The 22,583-nt window shown below is 70.3% G+C and carries 17 protein-coding genes; 10 read left to right on the forward strand and 7 right to left on the reverse strand.

Features of this window, described 5'->3' with window-relative positions; translation table 11 throughout:
• Window positions 1–80: 80 nt before the first annotated feature.
• The 3 genes from GA0070612_RS19295 to GA0070612_RS19305 form a co-directional block, all read right to left on the reverse strand.
• On the reverse strand, window positions 81–1,376 hold the full coding sequence (locus GA0070612_RS19295) for a vanadium-dependent haloperoxidase (RefSeq protein WP_197699194.1): 1,296 nt from the start codon (window positions 1,374–1,376) through the stop codon (window positions 81–83).
• Between the two features lie 109 nt (window positions 1,377–1,485).
• Complete coding sequence (locus GA0070612_RS19300) at window positions 1,486–2,493, reverse strand: acetylxylan esterase (RefSeq protein WP_088989183.1); 1,008 nt, start codon at window positions 2,491–2,493, stop codon at window positions 1,486–1,488.
• A 21-nt stretch (window positions 2,494–2,514) separates the two neighbouring features.
• Window positions 2,515–3,552: a LacI family DNA-binding transcriptional regulator gene (locus GA0070612_RS19305; protein ID WP_088989184.1), complete on the reverse strand. Its 1,038-nt coding sequence runs from the start codon at window positions 3,550–3,552 to the stop codon at window positions 2,515–2,517.
• 293 nt (window positions 3,553–3,845) lie between these two features.
• On the opposite strand from GA0070612_RS19305, the gene GA0070612_RS19310 reads away from it, so the two are divergent.
• The 10 genes from GA0070612_RS19310 (at window position 3,846) to GA0070612_RS32825 (ending at window position 18,141) form a co-directional block, all read left to right on the forward strand.
• On the forward strand, window positions 3,846–6,221 hold the full coding sequence (locus GA0070612_RS19310; protein ID WP_088989185.1) for a beta-xylosidase/alpha-l-arabinosidase: 2,376 nt from the start codon (window positions 3,846–3,848) through the stop codon (window positions 6,219–6,221).
• 9 nt (window positions 6,222–6,230) lie between these two features.
• The gene (locus tag GA0070612_RS19315; RefSeq protein ID WP_088989186.1) at window positions 6,231–7,217 is read left to right on the forward strand and encodes an ABC transporter permease; all 987 of its coding nucleotides are present in this window, start codon (window positions 6,231–6,233) and stop codon (window positions 7,215–7,217) included.
• Window positions 7,214–8,122, forward strand: a complete 909-nt coding sequence (locus GA0070612_RS19320) for a carbohydrate ABC transporter permease (RefSeq protein WP_231924256.1) — start codon at window positions 7,214–7,216, stop codon at window positions 8,120–8,122. Before GA0070612_RS19315 ends, GA0070612_RS19320 begins: the two co-directional genes overlap by 4 nt.
• Before the next feature lie 52 nt (window positions 8,123–8,174).
• A complete protein-coding gene (locus tag GA0070612_RS19325; RefSeq protein WP_088989188.1) occupies window positions 8,175–9,812 on the forward strand; it encodes an ABC transporter substrate-binding protein in 1,638 nt (545 codons plus the stop codon).
• Between the two features lie 117 nt (window positions 9,813–9,929).
• The gene (locus GA0070612_RS19330; protein ID WP_088989189.1) at window positions 9,930–10,619 is read left to right on the forward strand and encodes a DUF624 domain-containing protein; all 690 of its coding nucleotides are present in this window, start codon (window positions 9,930–9,932) and stop codon (window positions 10,617–10,619) included.
• Window positions 10,616–12,649, forward strand: a complete 2,034-nt coding sequence (locus tag GA0070612_RS19335; RefSeq protein WP_088989190.1) for a beta-galactosidase — start codon at window positions 10,616–10,618, stop codon at window positions 12,647–12,649. The genes GA0070612_RS19330 and GA0070612_RS19335 overlap by 4 nt, the downstream gene beginning before the upstream one ends.
• Complete coding sequence (locus GA0070612_RS19340; RefSeq protein WP_231924257.1) at window positions 12,646–14,784, forward strand: alpha-glucuronidase; 2,139 nt, start codon at window positions 12,646–12,648, stop codon at window positions 14,782–14,784. The genes GA0070612_RS19335 and GA0070612_RS19340 overlap by 4 nt, the downstream gene beginning before the upstream one ends.
• A gap of 264 nt (window positions 14,785–15,048) precedes the next feature.
• A complete protein-coding gene (locus GA0070612_RS19345) occupies window positions 15,049–16,389 on the forward strand; it encodes an extracellular catalytic domain type 1 short-chain-length polyhydroxyalkanoate depolymerase (RefSeq protein ID WP_088989191.1) in 1,341 nt (446 codons plus the stop codon).
• Between the two features lie 39 nt (window positions 16,390–16,428).
• Entirely contained in the window at window positions 16,429–17,811 is a 1,383-nt protein-coding gene (locus GA0070612_RS19350) for an endo-1,4-beta-xylanase (RefSeq protein ID WP_088989192.1), read from the forward strand.
• Window positions 17,812–18,012: 201 nt separating this feature from the next.
• Complete coding sequence (locus tag GA0070612_RS32825; RefSeq protein WP_269458264.1) at window positions 18,013–18,141, forward strand: hypothetical protein; 129 nt, start codon at window positions 18,013–18,015, stop codon at window positions 18,139–18,141.
• Here the strand turns inward: GA0070612_RS32825 and sthA are convergent.
• The 4 genes from sthA to GA0070612_RS19375 form a co-directional block, all read right to left on the reverse strand.
• Complete coding sequence (gene sthA / locus GA0070612_RS19360) at window positions 18,138–19,541, reverse strand: Si-specific NAD(P)(+) transhydrogenase (protein WP_088989193.1); 1,404 nt, start codon at window positions 19,539–19,541, stop codon at window positions 18,138–18,140. The two genes, GA0070612_RS32825 and sthA, sit on opposite strands and share 4 nt — an antisense overlap.
• Window positions 19,542–19,594: 53 nt before the next feature.
• A complete protein-coding gene (locus GA0070612_RS19365) occupies window positions 19,595–20,617 on the reverse strand; it encodes a fibronectin type III domain-containing protein (RefSeq protein WP_088989194.1) in 1,023 nt (340 codons plus the stop codon).
• 89 nt (window positions 20,618–20,706) lie between these two features.
• Window positions 20,707–21,345, reverse strand: coding sequence for a response regulator (locus tag GA0070612_RS19370; protein WP_088989195.1), 639 nt, complete (start codon window positions 21,343–21,345; stop codon window positions 20,707–20,709).
• Complete coding sequence (locus GA0070612_RS19375; protein ID WP_088989196.1) at window positions 21,342–22,538, reverse strand: sensor histidine kinase; 1,197 nt, start codon at window positions 22,536–22,538, stop codon at window positions 21,342–21,344. Before GA0070612_RS19375 ends, GA0070612_RS19370 begins: the two co-directional genes overlap by 4 nt.
• Window positions 22,539–22,583 lie beyond the last annotated feature (45 nt).

Raw genomic sequence — 22,583 nt, forward strand, 5'->3', positions numbered from 1 at the left:
GCTAACACCGGCAATGCGCGCCGAGCCGGCGGGGACCACGCACGACAGGCGTGGACCACGCACGACACAGCCGAGGCCGGCTATCTCAGCGGGCGGAAATGGTGCCGGACCGCATAGCGGTAGACCTGCTCCCCGATCTTCGCCCCCTCCACGTCAGCGGTCCGGAAGTGGACGCCGCCCCAGACGCGCGCGCCGATGAGCTCGTCGAGCGCCTGCGAGAAGCTGGTGAATCGCCTGGTTGTGCCGGAGTCGGCGCTGGACCCGCTGAAGGCGATGTCGTCTCGGCCGAAGAAGTGCCGGTACAGCGACATGCGCGCACCCGTGCCGCAGGCGTGACCGGAGGGGTACTCGGGAAAGGGCGGTGTGACGAGCAGCGACTGCCAGCCCGGGTCGGCGGCCGTCCTCGGGTTACCGTCCGTGTCGGCCTGGTGGATCGCGGTGACCGGACGCCAGTAGCTCCACGCGTCCTTCTGGCTGAAGCACGCCACGCCCGAGTCGGCCACGATGAGGTCGGTCATCGCGAAGAAGCGCGCGGTCTGCAGCGCGTCCAGCTGTTGGGTGGTGGCGAGCTGCCGCTTGATCTCCCAGGAGCCGGATCGTCGGTCGTGCCACCAGATCGCGGCCTCCGTCTGGTCCTGCGTACGCGCCGTGCTCGTCGCCGACCCGAGCTGCTTCACCTCGTTGAGGTCGCGGGTGTAGGCACCGCTGGTCAGTTGCGGCGGCTCGGGTGCGCGGAACATCGACGCACGGGGGATGAGGAACGGCCGCAGGTGGCCGGTCCATGCGCCCTGGGACAGGAACAGCGGCGGTGTGGGCCGCCACTGGCCGGGCCTTGTCCCCTGGCTCCACTGCTGGTCCCCGAACGCGCCGTCGTCCTGCCGTGCGGCGACCATCGTGGCCGCGGCTCGCGCCCCGATCCTGATGCCGCCCTGCTTCGACCGCCCGTCACGAATCGTGGCGAGAGCAGCGTCGTGCTGGACCCGAAGCCGCTCCCGCTGATCAGGAAACAGAGCGGCGAGTACGCCATGGGCGGCGGTGGCGACGGCGGCGTCCACCGACTCGGTCCCGCTTGACGACGGTGCGGCGAGGTACGGCTGGTACGGGGTGCCGGCGATGGCGTTCACCGCGTCGTAGACGGCCCCGTTCACCATTGCGAAACTACGCACCTGCTCGTTCGGTTGCTGGGCCGCGACGTCCCAGATTGCCGTCTGGGCATTCAGGTCCCAGGTGACCACCGGATTGGCGCGGCCGGTGCCGGAGACCGCGGCAGCGGGGGCCGGGCCGGTCATCGCGGAGACGACCAGCAGGCCGAGCGCGATGGTTGCGGGGATAGCGCGTGACCAGATCAGGTGACGTGATTGCTGACGGCTCCTCATGGTTCCCCCGTCGGTCGGATGGCGATGCAGGCTGTCGAACCCAGGTGGTGCACGACGCGCACATCGATGTCGACCGAAAGTAACATTGCTGAGCCTCGATGGGTGGTGATCACCCGGTGGATGCGTGAGCGGGATGGAGGACCGAGGCGAGCCAGCGCAGCTGACGTCGGACGTGGACCGCTTCGCCGCCCTCGTGGCCGTTGAACGGGTAAACGTGGATCTCCCGCTCCGGTGGGGTGGGTCGACCGTTCGCGGCGCCGTAGTGGTTGTAGGCGGCGAAGGCGGTTCGCGGCGGGCAGACGGTGTCGCGTCGGCCGACCCCGAAGTGCGCCGGTGCCGTCGCCCGCCGGGCGAAGGTGACCGCGTCCACGTAGGACAACGTCCGCCACACGGCCTCCTCGCCCTCCCGATGCACGGCCAGGTAACGGCCGATCTCGCCGTACGGCGCGAGGTCGGTGAGCCCGACGGCGCTGCGCATGTCGCAGAGGAACGGCGCGGTGGTCAGCACCGCGGCGAGGTCGTCGACGAGGCCGGCCACGGCCAGGGCGAGGCCGCCACCCTGACTGTTGCCGACCACGCTGACCCGGTCACCGTCGACGTCGGGCAGGGCGCGGACCGCCTCGACCGCCCGGACCGCGTCGGTGATCAGACGGCGGTAGTGGTAGTCGCGCGGGTCGAGGATCCCCCAGGTGGCCGGCGAGGGCCCGCCGGGGGCGCCGTGCGGGTCGGGGGTGTCCCCGGTGGCGTACTGCCCGGCCTGACCCCGGTTGTCCATCAACAGGTGCGCGTACCCGGCCACCGGCCAGGTCAGCCGCTCGTGCGGCAGGCCGCGGCCGCGACCGTAGCCGGCGTACTCGACCACGGCCGGCAGAGGTTCCCGGGCACCGGCCGGGCGGGTGTACCAGGCCCGCACGGGGTCGCCGCCGAAGCCGGCGAACGTGACGTCCCAGGAGTCGAGCAACGGTAGGTCGGTCGGCTGCGGGCGGACGTCGACGAGCACCGGGCGGGCAGCCGCCTCGGCGAGGGTGTCCCGCCAGAACTGGTCGAAGTCGTCGGGCTCGGCGACGTCCGGGGCGTACCGCTGGAGTTCGTCGGGGGTGAGGGCGGAGTGGGGCACGGGTCCTCGCAGGGGCCGGGGTCAACGCGGGTCGGCGGGCGGTGCGGTGCTCTCCCGGACGACCAGCTCGGTCACCAGGTCAATCCGGCTGGTCGCCGGCTCGTTGCCTCGGGTCAGGTCCAGCAGCATCTGGGTGGCGATGCCGGCCATGTCGCGCAACGGTTGGTTGATCGTGGTGAGGGCCGGGTCGGTCCAGGCGGAGACGGGCAGGTTGTCGTACCCGATCACCGAGAGGTCCTCGGGCACTCGGAGGCCGCACTGGCGGGCGGCCCGGAGCACTCCCATGGCCTGGATGTCCGAGCCGGCGAAGATGGCCGTGGGGCGGTCCGGTCGGCGCAGCAGTTGCAGACCGTGGGCGTGACCGGCGCCGGCGGAGAAACTGCCGTAGCGGACCAGTTCACGGTCGACCACGATGCCGGCCTCGTCGTGGGCCGACTGGAAGCCGGCGGCCCGGGCGCGGCTGCACAGCACGTCGGGCGGCCCGGAGATGACGGCGATCCTCCGGTGCCCGAGATCGAGGAGGTGCCGGGCGGCGAGCAGGCCGCCGTTCCAGTTGTTCGAGCCGACGGTGGGCACGGAGGCCGAGGTCGCGCTGTCGGTGTCGACGACGACGAACGGTATGCCCTGGCGGCGCAGGTGCTGTTGCTGGGCCTCGGCCAGGTGGGAGAGGACGAACACCACGCCCAGGGGCCGGTCGGCGAGCAGCGCCTCCAGCCATCGGGCCGGCGGGCGGTGCGCGCCGTCGAGTTGGGCCACCGACAGCCCGACGCCGGCAGCGGTCGTCGCCGCCTCCACGCCGCGCAGGATCTCCATCGCCCAACCGGTGTCGAACTCGTGGAACACGAGCTCGATGCGACCGCTGCCGGTCGAAGGTCGCCGGACGCGGCGCTGGTACTGGTGGCGGTCGAGGCTCGCCTCCACGCGGGCTCTGGTGCCGGGGGCGACATCACCACGTCCGTTGAGGACCTTGGACACCGTCGCGACCGAGACGCCGACGTCGTTGGCGATGGTCGCGATGGTGGTGGAGGCGGGTGGGTCGAGTGGGCGGTGCTCCGTCATCGCAGCCTCACGCAACATCCGAAAGTTTCGGCAGACCCTAACACGATCACCCATTCCCGCCAGTCGATGCTGCTCCCACCTCGTCGGCCCCCGCTCGCCATACGGCTGATGTGCTGGGATGACTCGGGGGTGTCGGCGGCGATCGGTGGAGGTCCATGCCAGCCCTTGACACCCATCGATGGGGCACTTAGGTTGCCGAAAAGGTTACGCGGGATTCCGGAAACTTTCGGATCGTGGGAAAAGTCGGCTGCGAACCGGGTGCGGGGATGTGGCCGGAGCTGAGGGGTCTTGGCATGAGAAGTCAGTTGCCCGGGGACAGCGACGCCGCGCCGTGGCGCGATCCGCGGCTGTCGCCGACCGAACGGGCCGAGGCGCTCGTGCCGATGATGTCGCTGGAGGAGAAGATCGCCCAGCTCGTCGGCGTCTGGGTCGGCGCCGAAGCCAGCGGCGAGGGCGTCGCACCACACCAGTCCGACATGATCAGCGAGACGCCGCAGTGGAGCACCGTCATCCGGTACGGGTTGGGCCAGCTCACCCGACCGTTCGGCACCGCGCCCGTCGACCCGGTGCTCGGCGCCCGGTCGCTGGCGGCCTCGCAGGCGCAGATCGTCGCGGCCAGTCGGTTCGGGATCCCGGCGCAGGTGCACGAGGAATGCCTCACCGGGTTCGCGGCGTGGCGGGCCACCGTCTACCCGACTCCGCTCAGCTGGGGCGCGTCCTTCGACCCCGAACTGGTCGAGGCCATGGCCGACCGGATCGGACGCTCCATGCGCGCCGCCGGTGTGCACCAGGGTCTCGCCCCGGTCCTGGACGTCACCCGCGACTACCGCTGGGGCCGCACCGAGGAGACGATCGGCGAGGACCCCTACCTGGTGGGGACGACAGGTGCCGCGTACGTGCGGGGCCTGGAGCGGGCCGGCGTGGTGGCCACGCTGAAACACTTCGCCGGTTACTCGGCCTCCCGTGGCGGGCGCAACCTCGCGCCGGTGCCGATGGGCCCCCGGGAGTTGGCCGACGTCATCCTGCCGCCGTTCGAGATGGCGCTGCGGCACGGTGGCGCCCGCTCGGTGATGAACTCCTACGCGGAGATCGACGGTCTGCCCGTCGCCGCCGACCCCGGGTTGCTGACCGGGCTGCTGCGTGACGAGTGGGGCTTCACCGGCACCGTGGTCGCCGACTACTTCGCCGTCCGGTTCCTGGAGACCCTGCACGGGGTCGCCGCGGACGCCGCCGACGCCGCCCGGCTCGCCCTACGAGCCGGCATCGACGTCGAGCTGCCCACTGTGGACACCTTCGGCGCGCCGCTGGTGGAGGCGGTACGTCGTGGCGAGGTCGACGAGACGCTGATCGACCGCGCGCTGCGGCGGGTCCTGCGCCAGAAGATCGAGCTCGGTCTGCTCGACGAAGGCTGGAACGAACTGCCCGACGACGTGGCGTCCCTGCGGTTCGACGACGACGTCAGCCAGGACGTCGCCGTACGCCTCGCCCGGGAGGCCGTCGTGCTGCTGCGCAACACCGGTGTCCTTCCCCTGACCGCCGGTGGGCGGGTGGCCCTGGTCGGCCCGCTCGCCGACGATCCGATGGCCATGCTCGGCTGCTACTCGTTCCCCAACCACGTGGGCGTGAACCACCCCGAATTCGGGATGGGTCTGGACATTCCCTCGTTACGCGACGAGCTTGCCCGACGCGTCCCGCTGCTCACCCACGAACCCGGCTGCGCCATCACCGGCGAGGACACCTCGGGCATCCCGGCCGCGGTCGCCGCGGCGGCCGACGCCGACGTGTGTGTGCTCGCCGTCGGCGACCGGGCGGGGATGTTCGGCCGGGGCACCTCGGGGGAGGGCTGCGACGCCGCCGACCTGCGGCTACCCGGTGTGCAGGCCGACCTGGTCCGGGCCGTTCTCGCCACCGGCACCCCGGTGGTCCTGGTGCTGATGGCGGGCCGCCCCTACGCGCTCGGGCCGGAGTTCGACGCCGCGGCGGGCGTGGTGCAGGCGTTCTTCCTCGGCCAGCGCGGCGGGCAGGCGCTCGCCGAGGTGCTCACCGGCGCGGTCAACCCGTCCGGGCGGTTGCCGGTCAGCGTGCCCCGCGACGCGGGCGGGATGCCGAGCACCTACCTGGCACCCCCGCTCGGTCGGCGCAACAAGGTCTCCTCGATCGACCCGACGCCGAGCTACCCGTTCGGCCACGGGTTGAGCTACACCACCTTCGAGTGGTCCGACGCCCGCGTCGTCGAGGCGGCGGACGACGCCCCGGACCAGCCGGCGGCCTGGCCGGTCGACGGCGAGGTGCGGGTCCGGATCACCGTGGCCAACACCGGTGACCGGGACGGTGCCGAGGTGGTGCAGCTCTACCTGCACGATCCGGTCGCGCAGACCACCCGTCCGGTGGTCCGGCTGGTCGGCTACGCCCGCCTGCCGTTGGCACCCGGCGAGTCGGCGCACGTGACCTTCGGGGTGCCGGCCGACGTCGCGTCGTTCACCGGGCTCTCCGGCCGGCGCGTCGTCGAGCCCGGCGACGTCGAACTGCGGTTCGGCCGGTCCAGCGGCGACCTGGTGGCGAGTCTGCCGTTGCGGTTGACCGGCCCCGAGCGCCAGGTCGGCCATCAACGGGAACTGCTCACGTCGGTGCGGATCGAGCCCCTCGTGGCCGTTCCGCAGTCCGCCTAGGAGGCCGCCGTGACATTCACGTTGCGGCCACCCCCGCCGGCGCCACCGCGCTCGCCGACGGTCGCCAGCCCCGCCCCCCGCTCGCCGCGCCGCGGCCGGACCTGGCGGCAGGCGCTGCGCCGGGACTGGCAGCTCTACTCGCTGGCGGTCCTGCCGCTGCTGTTCTTCCTGATCTTCCGGTACCTGCCGATGCTCGGGAACATCATCGCCTTCCGGCGCTTCAAGCCGGGCGGCAACATCTTCGGTGAGTACTGGGTCGGGCTGCGCTACTTCCGGATGTTCCTCACCGACCCGACGTTCTGGGATGTGTTCACCAACACCCTGGTGCTCGGGACGCTGACCCTGCTGTTCTGCTTCCCGCTGCCCATCGTGCTGGCGCTGCTGCTCAACGAGGTGCGGGCCCGCCGGTTCAAGCGCTTCGTCCAGTCCGTCTCCTACCTGCCGCACTTCCTGTCGATCGTGATCGTGGCGGCGATGGTCATGCAGCTGACCTCGATCGAGGGCACTGCCAACCAGATCGTCAGCCTGTTCGGCGGCGACCCGGTGGCATTCCTGCAGAAGCCGGAGTGGTTCCGCACCATCTACGTCTCGTCCGAGGTCTGGCAGACCGTCGGCTGGGGCACGATCCTCTACCTCGCCGCCCTCACCACCATCGACGAGGACCTGTACGAGGCCGCCCGGATCGACGGCGCGGGCCGGCTGCGACAGACCTGGCACGTCACCCTGCCCGGCATCCGGCCCACGATGATGACGCTGCTGATCCTCAACATCGGCAGCTTCCTGGCCGTCGGGTTCGAGAAGATCCTGTTGCTGTACAACCCGTTGACGTACCCGACCGCCGACGTGGTCTCCACCTACCTGTTCCGGATGGGCTTCCAGTCCAGCAACTTCAGCTACGCCGCCGCCATCGGCCTCTTCGAGGCCGTGATCGGGCTGATCCTCGTCCTGTCGGCGAACGTCATCTCCCGTCGCACGGTGGGGACGAGCCTGTGGTGACGCTCGGCACGAAGAGCGACGCCCCGAAGACCCGCGGACCGGACGACAGCCGGGGCTACCGGATCTTCCGGATCGTCAACACCATCGTCCTGCTCGGCGTCGTGGTCGTGACGCTGTACCCGTTCCTCACCATCGTGGCCCGCTCGCTCAGCGAAGAGGCGTACATCCTCGCCGGGAAGGTGACCGTCGTCCCGCGTGGGTTCGACCTGACCTCGTACCGGCTGGTGATGTCCGACGGGCTGTTCTGGACGAACTACCGCAACACAGTGGTCTACACGGTGGTCGCCACGCTCATCTCGATCGTGCTGACCACCTGCTACGCGTACGTGCTGTCCAAACCCCAGCTCAAGGGGCGCGGCCTGCTGGTCGGTGTCGCGCTGTTCACCATGTTCTTCTCCGGCGGTCTGATCCCCAACTACGTGCTGGTCACCAGCCTCGGCATGAAGAACACCATCTGGGCCGTGGTGATCCCCAACGCCATCAGTGTGTTCAACCTGCTGGTCATGAAGGCGTTCTTCGAGAGTCTGCCGACCGAGTTGGAGGAGGCGGCAGCGGTCGACGGGCTGAACACGTACGGCATCCTGTGGCGGATCGTGCTGCCGCTCTCCAAGGCGATCATCGCGACGATGGTGCTCTTCTACGCGGTCTCCTTCTGGAACTCGTGGTTCACCGCGTTCCTCTACATCGACGAGCAGGACCTGCTCCCGGTGACGGTCTACCTGCGCAACCTCATCGCGGGCGCCACGAGCGCCGAGTCGGCCGCCGCCGACGCCGACAAGGTCCAGGCCGCGGCCACGCTCCAGGCCGTGACGATCGTGCTCACCACCCTGCCCATCCTGGCGGTCTACCCCTTCGTCCAGCGGTACTTCGTCCGCGGCGTGATGCTCGGCGCGGTAAAGGGATGACGTCGACCTCCGCACCGCCTCCACCGAAACCCCACCACCGAAAGGACGAGCCATGCTCCACAAGCCGTGGCGCCGAGTGGCGGTAGCCACCGCGGGTCTGCTCGCGCTCACCCTGATCTCCGCCTGTTCCGAGGACCCCGGCGAGTCGAAGGACCTCACCGAGAACCGGGTCGGCGCGATGGAGAAGTACGGTGTCGGCGACCAGTTCAAGGCCACCGAGGCGCTCTCCTTCTCCACCCTCTACAACAACCACACGTTCTACCCGCTCAAGGAGGACTGGCCGTTCTGGTCCGAGCTCACCAAGCGGACCAACGTGAAGATCGAGCCGGTCGCGGTGCCGCTGAGCGACTACGAGCAGAAGCGCAGCCTGCTGATCGGCGCCGGCGACGCCCCGTTGATCATCCCGAAGACGTACCACCCGCAGGAGAACGCCTTCGTGTCCTCCGGGGCGATCCTCCCGGTGAGCGACTACCTGGACCTGATGCCCAACCTCAAGGACAAGATCAGCAAGTGGAACCTCAAGCCGGAGATCGACAACCTGCGGCAGTCCGACGGTAAGTTCTACCTGCTGCCGGGCCTGCACGAGAAGCCCACGCAGGACTACACGGTGCTGGTGCGCACCGACATCATGCAGGAGCTCAACCTGCCGACCCCGAAAACCTGGGACGACCTGTACGCCGTGCTCAAGGCGATGAAGGCGAAGTACCCGAACGTCTACCCGTACTCCGACCTCTTCAGCAAACCGAACCCGACCGGTGCCCTGCTGAACATCCTCGGCTCGGCCCACGGCACCCAGGCGGGCTGGGACTACCAGCACGCCACCTGGGACGCGGCGACGAAGAAGTTCAGCTACACCGGGGCGTCCGAGCAGTACAAGCAGATGGTCACCTTCCTGCACAAGCTCGTCGCCGAGGGTCTGCTCGACCCGGAGAGCTTCACCCAGACCGACGACCAGGCGCGCCAGAAGCTCGCCAACGGCAAGTCCTTCGTGGTCACCGGCAACGCGCAGACCCTGGTCAACAACCACCGACCGGACCTGGCCAAGACCCTGCCGAACGCGAAGATGGCCAAGATCCCGCTGCCGATCGGCCCGGCCGGTGAGATCAACCCGTTCCCCCGACTGGAGAACGGCATCATGATCTCCTCGAAGGCCCGGGAGAGCAAGAACTTCGTGGCCATGATGCAGTTCATCGACTGGTTGTGGTATTCGGACGCCGGCCTGGAGTTCGCCCGCTGGGGCATCGAGGGCACGACCTTCACCAAGGACGCCTCCGGCAAGCGCACCCTCGACCCCGGCATCGACTTCCTCGGCCTCCACCCGAAGGCGCCCAAGCACCTGCAGAAGGACTTCGGCTTCCACAACGGCGTCTTCGCCTACGGCGGCACGCCCGACCTGGTCCGTGGGTTCTTCTCCCCGGAGGAGCTGGAGTTCCAGAAGGTGATGGACGCCCGGCCACCGAAGGTGGTGCCCCCGCCGGCCCCGTTGACCGACGAGGAGCGCGAGCAGGTGTCGCTCTGGGAGACGCCGCTGAAGGACTTCGTCACCCAGAACACGCTGAAGTTCGCCCTCGGCCAGCGGCCCCTCAGCGAGTGGGACGCGTACGTGGCCGAGTTGAAGGCCAAGAACTCCGAGCAGTACATCGACCTGGTCAACAAGGCGTACGAGCGGTTCCAGAAGAAGAACGGCTGATCGGCGCGGTGTCCGGTCGGGTGGGGTCACCCGCTCGACCGGACGCCCGGCGACCACCGGCCGGTGCGACGCGCGTGACCCGCCCGCCCTCCGGCGAAGCGACCAGAAGGAGCGACAGTGAGTGGGGCGGCCCAGACCTGGCGACAGTTCGGTGACGGACCACTGTCGCGGATCACCTCACGCGTCTACATCCTGCTCGTGGTCGAGCTGCTCCTGCTGCTGACCACACTGCCCGGCCTGCTTCCGCTGCTGGTGCTCGGCCGCGACCCCAGCAACCTGCCCCTGGCCGCGCTGTTCCTGGTGCCGGTCGGCCCGGCGATCTCCGCCGCCCTGTACGCGCTGCGTCACCAGCGGACCGACCTCACCGACCTGCGCCCCGCCGCCCGGTTCTGGCGCGGTTACCGGACGAACGTGTCCGGCGTGCTGCGCGTCTGGGTGCCGACGTTGGTGTGGCTGACCGTGCTCGCCATGAACCTCGCCTACCGTGACGCGGTCGGCCTCGCGAGCTGGTGGGCGGTGCCGCTGGTCCTGCTCGCGGTGGGGGTGACACTCTGCGCGGCCAACGCACTGGTGATCACCTCGTTGTTCGACTTCCGCACCCGTGACGTACTCCGGCTGGCCGTGCACTTCCTCGTGCGTACCCCCGGTGTCACCGTCGGCACCGCGCTGCTGCTGGCCGCGGCGACCGGCGTCACCGCGGTCCTCTCCGAGGCGGTGCTGGCGATGCTCGGTTCGGTACTGGTCCTGGCACTTCTGCGCGTGGCTGACCCGATGGTCGACCTGATCCGGAAGGAGTTCGCCGAATGAGTCTGCCCGTCACCGCCAAGGTGCCCTTCGGAGGCGACTACAACCCGGAGCAGTGGCCCGAGGACGTCTGGAAGCAGGACCACCGTCTCTTCGACAGCGCCCGGATCGACCTGGTCACCCTCGGCGTGTTCGACTGGGCGCTCACCCAGCCCGCCGAGGACGTCTACGACTTCTCGCTGCTGGACCGGATCGTGGAGCGGGCCGCCGCCGAGGGGCGCGGCATCTGCCTGGCGACCGGCACCGGTGCCCACCCGGCCTGGTTGGCGACGGCGTACCCGGAGGTGACCCGCACCGACTTCGAGGGTCGCAAGCGCCGCTTCGGTCAACGACACAACTCCTGCCCCAGTTCCCCGGTCTACCGCCGGCTCTCGGTCGAGTTGGCGCGCCGGGTCGCCCGCCGCTACGCCGACACCCCGGCGGTCGTCGCGTGGCACGTGGGCAACGAGTACGGCGGCGCCTGCTACTGCGACCTGTGCGCGGCCGGGTTCCGGGGCTGGCTGCGCAACCGCTACGGCACCCTCGACGACCTGAACGCGGCCTGGTACACGACCTTCTGGTCGCACACCTTCACCGACTGGGAGCAGATCGAGCCGCCGTCGGCGTTGACCGAGCACTGGCGCGGCCCCGACCACACCGCGTTCCAGGGCATCACCCTGGACTACCTGCGGTTCTCCTCCGACGCCATGCTGGCCAACTTCCACGACGAGAAGGCCGCCATCCGCGAGTCCAGTCCCACCCTGCCGGTGACGACCAACTTCATGGGCATGTACCGGCCGATCGACTACCACCGCTGGGCGGCGCACCTGGACTTCGCCTCGTGGGACAACTACCCGCCGGACGACGAGTCGGCGGCCCGGATGGCGCTGACCCACGACCTGATGCGGGGGCTGAAGGACGGCCAGCCGTTCTGGTTGATGGAACAGTCCCCGGGCGTGACCGCGTGCCGCGACGTCAACCCGCTGAAGCGGCCCGGCGTCATGCGGCTGTGGAGTTGGCAGGCGGTGGCGCACGGCGCCGACGCGGTGCTGTTCTTCCAACTGCGCGCCTGCCGGGGCGCCAGCGAGAAATACCACGGAGCGGTCATCGGCCACTCCGGCCGCTCCGACACCCGGGTGTTCCGGGAGGTCGCCGAGCTGGGCGCCGAGTTGGTCCGCCTCGGCTCGGCGTCGTTGGGCGCGCGGACGCCCGCCCGGGTGGCGCTGCTCTTCGACTGGGACAGCTGGTGGGCCTTGGAGATCTCCGACGGGCCGTCCCGGCTGGTCCGCTACCAACAGGTCGTGCTCGCATACCACCGGGCGCTGTGGGACGCCGGGGTGGACCTGGACGTCGTCGCGGTGACCGCCGACCTGTCCGGCTACGACGTGGTCGTCGCGCCGGCCCTGCACATGCTCAAGGGCGACCTGGCGCAGCGCCTGGAGGACGTGGCGGCGCGCGGCGGGTCGGTGCTGACCACCTACCTGTCGGGTCGGGTGGACGAGAACGACCAGGCCTTCCTGATGGACGTGCCGGGCCCGCTCGGGCAACTGACGGGTGTCCGGGTCGACGAGTGGGACGCCCGTGGCCCGGAGGTGGTCAACCCGGTCCGCCTCGGCCACGGCGCCGAGGCTGTCGACGTCGAGGCGCGGCTGCTGTTCGAGCTGGTGATCCCGCAGGGCGCGCAGGTGGTCGGCACCTACCAGGCCGACTTCTACGCGGGCACACCGGCGGTGACCCGCAACTCCTTCGGCGACGGCGACGGCTGGTACGTGGCGACCGACCTGGACCAGACCGGGGTCTCCTGGGTGGTCCGGCAGGTGATCGCGCGGCACGACGTGCTCGGGCCCTACCCGGACGTCGCGGACCTGGAATCCGCCGTCCGGGTCGCGCCGGACGGGTCGCGGCTGCTGTTCCTGCTCAACCACCGCGCCGACGCGGTCGAGGTGCCCGCCCGCCGCGGCGGGGTCGACCTGCTCACCGGTGACCGGATCTGGACCGGTTCAACAGTGCGCCTGCCGGCGTACGGAGTCGTGGTGCTGAAGGAGGACTGGTGAACGCAGACGAGTCGGTCCACCTGGAGCAGCTGATGTTCGTCGACGATCCGATGGAACCCCACGAGCCACGCGTGCACCCGGCCTGGCTGCCGCCGGAGGCGTTCCGGTCGCTCGGCGCACGCCGCGTCCTCGTCCACGGTGATGGGCTGCTCGTCGACACCGTGCTGCACGAGGTGTCGCGCGCCTGCGCCCGCTACGGCGGGCGGGTGTGGCACTCCCCGTCCTGGGACATCGACGTCGACCTCGTGTTCGCCCTGCGCGGCGACGACGAGCCACCCAGTTCGGCGGTGCGGGCGGCACGGTCGGCGGGGGAGTCGGCATTGACCGAGATCGGCGACGGGGGGTCGCTCGGCGACGAGGGGTTCCTGCTGGCCCGCCACGGCGACGTGACGGTGGTGCTGGCCGACGCGCCCGCCGGCCTGCTGTACGGCCTGTTCCACGTGGTCCGGCTCTGCGCGGCGGCGTTCGACCCCGAGCGCCCACCGGAGCGGCACCGGCCGGCGCTGCGTCGGCGGATGCTGGACCACTGGGACAACGTGGCCGTGCACCCGGTGATGGGCCAGGTCGAACGGGGGTACGCGGGCGGTTCGATCTTCTGGCGGGACGGCCGCCCGCGCGGTGACCTGGCCCGGATCCGGGAGTACGGGCGGCTGCTCGCCGCGAGCGGTGTCAACGCGATCTCGGTGAACAACGTCAACGTCGCCCGCACCGAGGCGCTGCTGCTCACCGACCGGCTCGGCGACGTCGCCGAGATCGCCGACGTGCTGCGTCCGTACCACATCCGGGTGCACCTGTCGGTCACCTTCGCCGCGCCGGTGGTCCTCGGTGACCTGTCGACCGCCGATCCCCTGGACGAGGGGGTGCGGGCCTGGTGGGCCGCGACCACCCGCACGGTGTACGACCGCATCCCGGACTTCGGCGGTTACGTGGTGAAGGCCGACTCGGAGGGGCAACCCGGCCCGTTCACCTACGGACGTGACCACGCCGACGGGGCGAACATGCTGGCCGAGGCGTTGGCGCCGTTCGGGGGAGTGGTGCACTGGCGGGCGTTCGTCTACAACCACCACCAGGACTGGCGGGACCGGTCCACCGACCGGGCGCGCGCCGCGTACGACCACTTCGCCCCCCTCGACGGCCGCTTCCGCACCAACGTGGTCGTGCAGGTGAAGTACGGTCCGGTGGACTTCCAGACCCGAGAACCGGTGTCCCCGGTGATCGCCGCGATGCCGGCCACCCGGATCGCTGTGGAGTTGCAGGTCACCCAGGAGTACACAGGTCAGCAGCGGCACGTCTGCCACCTCGGCCCGTGGTGGAGCGAGGTGCTGCGGTTCGCGCCCTGGGGTCCGGACGGACGGACGGTGGCGGACGTGGCGGCGGGCGAGTCGGGCGTGGGCGGCGGCCTGGTCGCGGTCGCCAACGTGGGCGACGACCTCTTCTGGACCGGTCATCCGTTGGCGCAGGCCAACCTGTACACGTTCGGCCGGCTGGCCTGGGATCCCCGGCGGGACCCCACCGCCGTCCTCGACGAGTGGATCACGCTGACCTTCCCGCCGTCGGCGACCGCCGACCCGGACCTGGTGCGGCGGACGCTGCACGAGATCATGGACGACTCCTGGCGCACCTACGAGCGGTACACCGCCCCGCTGGGCGTCGGCTTCATGGTCAACCCCGGCGACCACTACGGCCCCGGCGTCGACGGGTACGAGTACACGCGCTGGGGCACCTACCACTTCGCCGACCGGGACGGTGTCGGCGTGGACCGCACCCGCGCGTCGGGCACCGGTTTCACCGGGCAGTACCCGCCGTACTGGGCGCAGGTGTACGAGTCTCTGGAGACCTGCCCGGACGAGCTGTTGCTCTTCTTCCACCACGTGCCGTACGGGCACGTCCTGCACAGCGGGTCGACGGTCATCCAGCACATCTACGACACCCACTTCGCCGGTGTCGAGGAGGTGACGGCGATGCGGCGGCGGTGGCGGACCCTCAACGGGATGATCGACCCGGCCGTGTACGAGCGGGTCGCCGAACGCCTAAACGAGCAGGTGCGATGTGCCATCGAGTGGCGTGACCAGATCAACACGTACTTCTACCGGAAGTCCGGGGTGCCCGACGAGCGAGGGCGGGACATCCACTGACGCGGATCGCAGAGCTTTCCGGCACGTTCCGAGAACGTGCCGGAAAATGCTCGCCGGCGGCCGGTGGCGGTGGTCTCTGCCGAACCCCGCCGACGCGCAGGTGACGCCGGAAACCCTTGCAGCGAAAGGTTTTCGGAAGTCTTGACAATCGAGTTGTCTCGATTGAAGCTGACATGGTCACGCGAGCCGCGGTCAAGGTCGGGCGAAGGGCAGTCCTCGACTTAAGTCCCCTTCCACGCGCCTTTTTCGCAAGGGATCGCGCCCATGACACTGAAGACCCGGATGCTTGGCGTCGCCATGGCGGCCGTGACACTGGCCGCCGCCGCGTTGACGTTCGCCGCGCCGGCGTCGGCGGCGACGCTGACGCAGGTGTCCAACTTCGGCACCAACCCCACCAACCTCCAGATGCACCTCTACGTCCCGGACCGGGTGGCGTCCCGGCCGGCGATCCTCCTGGCGCTGCACTACTGCACCGGCACGGGCCCGGCGTTCCACTCCGGCACGCAGTACGCGTCCCTCGCCGACCGGTACGGGTTCATCGTGATCTACCCGTCGGCGACCCGCAGCAGCAAGTGCTGGGACGTGTACTCGCCCCAGGCGCTACGCCGTGGCGGCGGCAGCGACCCGGTCGGCCTCATGTCGATGGTCGACTACGTGAAGCAGCGCTACTCCGCCGACCCCACCCGGATCTTCGCGACCGGCACCTCGTCCGGGGCGATGATGACGAACGTCATGCTCGGCGACTACCCGGACGTGTTCGCTGCCGGCGCGTCCTTCGCCGGGGTGCCGTTCGCCTGCTTCGCCACCGGCGGCACCTCCGAGTGGAACAGCCAGTGCGCGAACGGGCAACTCGTCAGGACCGCCCAGCAGTGGGGTGACCTGGTCCGCCAGGCGTACCCGGGCTACAGCGGCCAACGGCCCCGGATGCAGATCTGGCACGGCACCAACGACGACACGCTGCGCTACCCGAACTTCGGCGAGCAGGTCAAGCAGTGGACCAACGTGCACGGGCTGAGCCAGACCCCGACGTACACCGACTCCCCGCGGTCCGGCTACACCCGCACCCGGTACGGCAGCAGCGGCCCGATGGCGCCGGTCGAGGCGATCAGCATGCAGGGCGTCACGCACAACATCCCGGTCGACGCCGCGCAGGTGATCCGCTTCTTCGGCCTGGACGGCACCGCCCCTCCGACCACGCCGCCGCCGACCACCCCGCCTCCGACCACGCCGCCGCCGACGACGCCACCCCCGACCACTCCGCCACCCACGACGCCGCCTCCGAGTGACGGCGCCTGCCGGGTCGGCTACACGGTCAACGCCTGGAACACCGGCCTCACCGCGAGCGTGACCATCACCAACACCGGCTCCGCCGCCGTGAACGGGTGGGCGTTGACCTTCACGCTGCCCAGCGGACAGCGCATCACCAGCGGCTGGAACGCCCAGTACGCCCCGACGAGCGGAGACGTCACCGCCCGCAACGTCGCCTACAACTCCACGATCGCCCCGAACGCGTCGGTCGAGATCGGCTTCCAGGCCACGCACGAGGGGGGCAGCGGCAAGCCCTCGTCGTTCGCCCTCAACGGCGCCGCCTGTTCGGTGTCCTGAGTGTCCTTCCCACCCACCACACAGAAGGAGTCGCCCGAGATGAGAAGAACCAGATGGAAGGTGGCATCGAGAGCCGCCGTGGCGCTGACCGGAGTGGGCGCCCTCGCCGCCGGCATGGCGCTGTTCATGACGGCGCCGGCCGCCGCCGGGACGACACTCGGCGCGTCCGCCGCCGAGAAGGGTCGCTACTTCGGCACGGCGGTGGCCGGCTTCAAGCTCTCCGACAGTGCGTACACCACGATTTTGAACCGTGAGTTCAACATGGTGACCGCCGAGAACGAAATGAAGATGAACGCCACCGAGCCGCAGCAGGGGCGGTTCAGCTTCACCGACGCCGACCGGATCGTCAACCACGCCCGCAGTCGGGGCATGAGCGTGCGGGGTCACACCCTCGCCTGGCACTCGCAGCAGCCGGGGTGGATGGAGAACATGAGCGGCAGCGCGCTGCGCTCGGCGATGCTCAACCACGTCACCCAGGTGGCCACCTACTATCGGGGCAAGATCCACTCGTGGGACGTGGTGAACGAGGCGTTCGCCGACGGCAGCTCCGGCGCCCGTCGCGACTCCAACCTCCAGCGCACCGGCAACGACTGGATCGAGGCGGCGTTCCGGGCGGCGGATGCCGCGGACCCGAACGCGAAGCTCTGCTACAACGACTACAACACCGACAACTGGACGCACGCGAAGACGCAGGCCGTGTACAACATGGTGCGCGACTTCAAGGCGCGTGGCGTGCCGATCGACTGCGTCGGGTTCCAGTCGCACTTCAACAACGACTCCCCGTACGTCAGCAACTACCGCACCACCCTGTCCAGCTTCGCGGCGCTCGGCGTGGACGTGCAGATCACCGAGCTGGACATCCAGGGCGCCTCGGCGAACACGTACCGCAGCGTCGTCGAGGACTGCCTGGCCGTCTCCCGCTGCAACGGCATCACGGTGTGGGGCATCCGCGACAGTGACTCGTGGCGTTCCAACCAGACCCCGTTGCTGTTCAACAGCAACGGCTCGAAGAAGCCGGCGTACGACGCGGTGCTCGCCGCGCTGAACAGCGGCACCACGCCGACCGACCCGCCGCCCACCACCACGCCGCCGCCGACCGACCCGCCGCCCACCACGCCGCCCCCGGGCCCGGGTGGCTGCACCGCGACGGTGTCGGTGAACCAGTGGAACGGTGGTTTCGTGGCGAACGTGCGGGTGACCGCCGGTTCGTCGGCGCTCAACGGCTGGACGGTGACGATCGCGCTGCCGTCGGGCGCGACGGTCACCAACGCGTGGAGCGCCGACCGCAGCGGTAACACCGGCACCACGATCTGGCGCAACGTGGCCTACAACGGTCAGGTCGGCGCCGGACAGTCCACCGAGTTCGGGTTCCAGGCCAACGGCACCGCCGGCAGCCTGAGCCCCACCTGCTCGGCAGGCTAGAACCCAGCGGGCCGGTGCGGAGGCGGTCCCGCCCCGCACCGGCCCCACCCCACCGCCCCCACCGCTCCCACCCCCACCCGCCCCCACCCGCCCCCGGTGATCAAGAGGTTTGCGTCATCCGGCACGGCGTGTCGTGACGCAAACCTCTTGATCACCGCGCGGAGGCGGGTGGGGTGGGGGTGGGTGGGTGGGTGGGCCAGGATGGCGGCGCTTCAGTCGGCGCTCGATTTGCTCGCGGCCGGGCTGAACTGCTCACACGAGGACATGTCGACCTGCCCGAACTATCGCAGTCGGCTCGCCGAGCTGGTCGAGGTCGGCGGTGGTTGCTAGCCGTCGATGCGGGTGATGTTGCGGATCTTGTTGGCGGCGTCCAGGGCGGCCACCTTGTACGCCTCGGCCAGCGTCGGGTAGTTGAACACGGCGTCGATCAGGTAGTCGATCGTGCCGCCGCAGCCCATGACCGCCTGCCCGATGTGGACGATCTCGGTGGCGGCGGTGCCGAACACGTGCACCCCGAGCAGCCGGCCGTCGGCGGGGGAGACGAGCAGCTTCAACATGCCGTACGAGTCGCCGACGATCTGGCCACGGGCCAGTTCCCGGTAACGCGCGATGCCCACCTCGAACGGCGTCGAGCTCTCGGTGAGCTGCGCCTCGGTCTGCCCGACGAAGCTGATCTCCGGGATCGTGTAGATGCCGATCGGCTGCAGGCCGTGCATCTCCCGGATCGGCTCGCCGCAGGCGTGCTGCGCGGCCAGCCGACCCTGCTCCATCGAGGTCGACGCCAGGGCGGGAAAGCCGATCACGTCGCCGACCGCGTAGATGTTGTCCACTGTCGTGCGGTAGTTGGCGTCCACGGCGATCCGGCCACGCCGGTCCGCCTCCAGCCCCGCCGCCTCCAGCGCCAGGTCGTCGGTCTGACCCTGTCGGCCGGCGGAGTACATCACCGTGTCCGCGACGATCTTCTTGCCGCTCTTGAGGATGCACAGCGCGGCGGTCTGGTGCTTCTCGACGGCGGCGACCTCCTCGCCGAAGCGGAACGCCACGGACAGGTCGCGCAGGTGGTACTTCAGCGACTCGACGATCTCCTCGTCGCAGAAGTCGAGCATCCGTTCGCGCCGTTCGACGACAGTCACCTTGGTGCCCAGGGCGGCGAACATCGAGGCGTACTCCATGCCGATCACTCCGGCGCCGACGACGACCATGCTGCGGGGTACGGCCTGGAGGTTGATCACGCCGTCGGAGTCCACGATCGTGCGGTCGTCGAAGTCGACGCTGTCCGGACGGGCCGGCCGGGTGCCCGCCGCGATGACGATCTTGTCGAAGGTCACCGTGGACTCCCGGCCGGACCCGCCGTCGACCCAGATCGAGTGCGCGTCCGCGAACCGGCCGGTGCCGGTGATCATGGCGACCCGGTTGCGGGCGAGCTGGTTGCGGATGACGTCGGTCTGCCTGGTGATGACGTGCTGGGTCCGGGCGGCCAGGTCGCTGACCGTGATCTCGTCCTTGACCCGGTAGCTGCTGCCGTACAGGTCACGTTGGCTCAGGCCGGTCAGGTAGAGCACGGCCTCGCGCAACGTCTTGGACGGGACCGTGCCGGTGTTGATGCACACCCCGCCGATCATGTCGCGGCGGTCCACGATGCCGACCCGCCTGCCGAGCTTGGCGGCCGCGATCGCCGCCTTCTGACCGCTGGGACCGGACCCCAGCACCACCAGGTCGTAGTCATACATATCCGCTAGCGTCGCAAGATGTCGCGGCGCGCGCCAGACCCCGTAGGTGAGCGTTACTCGTCCGCCACCTCGCAGAGGCCGCCGTTGAGCGTGACCTCCTGCGGCAGTTGCGTGCCGGAGGCGACGAGGCCGAGCGAGACGCTGCCGCCGGGCGGGATCACCGCGTTGCGACCGGTGTTGCCCACCCGCAGGTAGCTGTTGGTGGGACGGTCGATGACCTTCGCGCCCCAGATGCCGTGGACCTGCTGGCTGGCCCAGAACCGCCACGTCATCGTCCACCCGTCGACCGCGGTGGTGCCGGTGTTCGTGACGGTCAGGTGCGCCACGAAACCGTCCGACCACTGCCGCGCGACGGACCGGACCTCGCAGCTCGGCGGCGGTGGCAGGGTGGTGACGGTGATCGGCGCGGACAGCGGGGACAGGAGGCCGACCTCGTCGCGGGCGCGCACCACGAAGGTGTACGTGGTGTTCGGCGTCAACCCGCTGATCTGGGCACTGTTGTTGGGCGGGTATTGGGAGACGTCGCGGACCAGTGTGAGAGCGCCGCCGGCGTCCACCCGGAACACCTCGTACCGTTCGAGCACCACGTTGTCCACGGAGTGCGCCCAGCGCAGCCGGACCACCGTGGCGGTGACGTCGAACGCCACCGGTTGACCCGGCGCGCCCGGCGGTTGGTCGTCCCCCGGTGGCATGGTCAACCGTAGGGGCCCGCTCGACGGGGAGCCGTTGCCGGCCGCGTCCAGCGCCGACACGAAGAAGGTGTACGTGCGCGACGGCCGCAGGCCGGTGATCCGAATGCTGTTGGTGTCGGTCGACCAGGTCAGGCCGCTGTCCTCGAACCGTGCGGAGACCGGGTAACGGACCACCCCCACGTTGTCGGTCGAGGGCGCCCAGGTCAAGTCGACCGAGGTGGTGTCGATGGCGGTGACGGTGATCGGGCCGGGGGCGGTGGGGGGCTGGGTGTCCGCCGCCGCGTACGCCGGGGTCGCGCCTGTCGCCACCACCGCCGCGGTGAGCGTGCAGGCGGCCAGTGCGGCTGCCCGGGACCGGACGCCGCGCCACGGATGATCACGCATGGTTGATCGCCTCGCCTTCGGGTGAGCGCAGCGGACCAGTCATCGACTGACAACGATGGTAGGCGAGTGGCCGTCGCGCCGTTGTCCCGTCAACCGACGAGGCGGCGTTCCCAGGCCCAGGCGGCGATCTCGACCCGGTTGCGGGCCTTGAGCTTCATCTGGACGCTGGCCAGGTGGGTCTTGACGGTGCCGACGGCGATGAAGAGCCGGGCGGCGATCTCGGCGTTGGTCAGGCCTCGGGCGACGAGCTTCACCACGTCGAGTTCCCGTGGGGACAGCGCGGCGTCGTCATAGGCCGGAGCGGGTGAGCTGAGGTGCTCCAACAGCCGCACCGTGATGGACGGGCTGATCAGCGCGTCACCCGAGACGGCAGCGCGGACCGCCTCGACGAGCAGGGCCGGGCCGGAGTCCTTGAGCAGGAAACCGCAGGCGCCGTTGGACAGGGCGGTGTGCACGTACTCGTCCAGGTCGAAGGTCGTCACCACGACCACCCGGACCGGGTCGGCGACGCCCGGCCCGGCGAGCAGCCGCAGCGCTTCGAGGCCGTCGAGGCGGGGCATCCGGATGTCGAGCAGCACCACGTCCGGGCGCAACCGCCGGGCTAACTCCACGGCGACGACCCCGTCGGCGGCCTCGCCGACGACCGTCATGTCCGCCTGCGCCCCGATGATCATCCCGAAGCCCGTGCGGACCATCGCCTGGTCGTCGGCGATCAGCACCCGGATCATCGACCCACCTGCAACGGGAACGCGGCGTCGAGCACCCAGCCGCCGGCGACGCCCGGTCCGGCGCTGATCGTGCCGCCGAGGGCTCGTACCCGCTCGGTCAGGCCGATCAGGCCGAAGCCGTGCCCCCGCGCCGGGGCGGTGCGCGGCGACGCGCCGTCGTCAGCCACCCGGACCAACAACCAGTCCGGGGTACGACGCACCGCCACCTCCACCGACCGGGCGTCCGGCGCGTGCTGCCGGGTGTTGGTCAGCCCCTCCATCACCACCCGGTACGCCGAGGTCGACACCTCCACCGGCAGCCCACCCAGGTCGCCCTCGACGTGCAGCCGGGCCGGCGCATTCGCTGCACCGTTGAACCCCGTCACCAGCGGCGCCAACTCGCCCACCCCGGCCAGTGGGGTCAGCGGCGCGTCCGGTGGCGCGTTCGGGTTCCGCAGGATGCCGACCATCCGCCGCATCGAGGCCATCGTCTCCGCACCGGCCCGTTCGATCTGCTCCAGGGCGACGATCACCCGTTGTGGGTCCTGCTCGGCGACGAACCGGGCGCCCTGCGCCTGCACCACGATCCCGGTCACGTGGTGGGCGATGAAGTCGTGCAGGTCCCGGGCGAACTCGGCGCGCTGCTCGGCCCGCACCAGCGCGATCGCCCGCTCCCGCCCGGCGGCGACGATCCGCAGGTAGAGCCCCACCCCGGCGGCGCCGGCCGCGGCGATCACCTGGAGCAGACCGAAGATCACCAGCAGGTTCTCGGTGCCGACACGCAGCGGCAACGCGGCGACGGCGAGCCCGGCGGCCGCCGCCGCCCACGGGGCGAGCCGGGGCGCGCCCCAGCGGCTCACCACGAAGACCACGCCGATCAGCCCGGCCGACTCGGCCAGCCCCCAGGTGCGGGCGAGCAGGATTCCGCCGCCTCCGGAGACGAGCACCACCCCTGCGGTCACGGCCAGTGAGGCGGCGGCGAGCGCCAGCGCGGCCACCGGCAGCCGGTGGGAATCCGGTCGGTGCACCGGCAGCCAGAGGGGCACCGTCGCCACCGCCAACAGCATGGGCACGAGCATCAGCAGGAGAGCGACGATGCCGCGGTCGTCCGCCGTGCCGGCCGCGAAGTCGAAGAGGGCGAGCAGGCCGAAGGCCGCCAGCCCGGCCGCCTGGGCCAGGCGTACCCACAAACGTCGAAGATCCGGCGCGCTCATGGTGACCCAGCGTAGCCAACCGGGCGGGGGTGGCAGATCGGCCGA

The sequence above is a fragment of the Micromonospora chokoriensis genome (genome assembly GCF_900091505.1).
Classification (GTDB): Bacteria; Actinomycetota; Actinomycetes; order Mycobacteriales; family Micromonosporaceae; genus Micromonospora; species Micromonospora chokoriensis.

What these genes read in the sequence shown, in the direction of transcription:
- GA0070612_RS19295 (WP_197699194.1), bottom strand. Translation starts at nt 1,376, where the DNA reads ATGAGGAGCCGTCAGCAATCACGTCACCTGATCTGGTCACGCGCTATC.
- GA0070612_RS19305 (WP_088989184.1), bottom strand. Translation starts at nt 3,552, where the DNA reads ATGACGGAGCACCGCCCACTCGACCCACCCGCCTCCACCACCATCGCG.
- GA0070612_RS19310 (WP_088989185.1), top strand. Translation starts at nt 3,846, where the DNA reads ATGAGAAGTCAGTTGCCCGGGGACAGCGACGCCGCGCCGTGGCGCGAT.
- GA0070612_RS19325 (WP_088989188.1), top strand. Translation starts at nt 8,175, where the DNA reads ATGCTCCACAAGCCGTGGCGCCGAGTGGCGGTAGCCACCGCGGGTCTG.
- GA0070612_RS19335 (WP_088989190.1), top strand. Translation starts at nt 10,616, where the DNA reads ATGAGTCTGCCCGTCACCGCCAAGGTGCCCTTCGGAGGCGACTACAAC.
- GA0070612_RS19345 (WP_088989191.1), top strand. Translation starts at nt 15,049, where the DNA reads ATGACACTGAAGACCCGGATGCTTGGCGTCGCCATGGCGGCCGTGACA.
- GA0070612_RS19350 (WP_088989192.1), top strand. Translation starts at nt 16,429, where the DNA reads ATGAGAAGAACCAGATGGAAGGTGGCATCGAGAGCCGCCGTGGCGCTG.
- GA0070612_RS32825 (WP_269458264.1), top strand. Translation starts at nt 18,013, where the DNA reads ATGGCGGCGCTTCAGTCGGCGCTCGATTTGCTCGCGGCCGGGCTGAAC.
- sthA (WP_088989193.1), bottom strand. Translation starts at nt 19,541, where the DNA reads ATGTATGACTACGACCTGGTGGTGCTGGGGTCCGGTCCCAGCGGTCAG.
- GA0070612_RS19365 (WP_088989194.1), bottom strand. Translation starts at nt 20,617, where the DNA reads ATGCGTGATCATCCGTGGCGCGGCGTCCGGTCCCGGGCAGCCGCACTG.
- GA0070612_RS19370 (WP_088989195.1), bottom strand. Translation starts at nt 21,345, where the DNA reads ATGATCCGGGTGCTGATCGCCGACGACCAGGCGATGGTCCGCACGGGC.
- GA0070612_RS19375 (WP_088989196.1), bottom strand. Translation starts at nt 22,538, where the DNA reads ATGAGCGCGCCGGATCTTCGACGTTTGTGGGTACGCCTGGCCCAGGCG.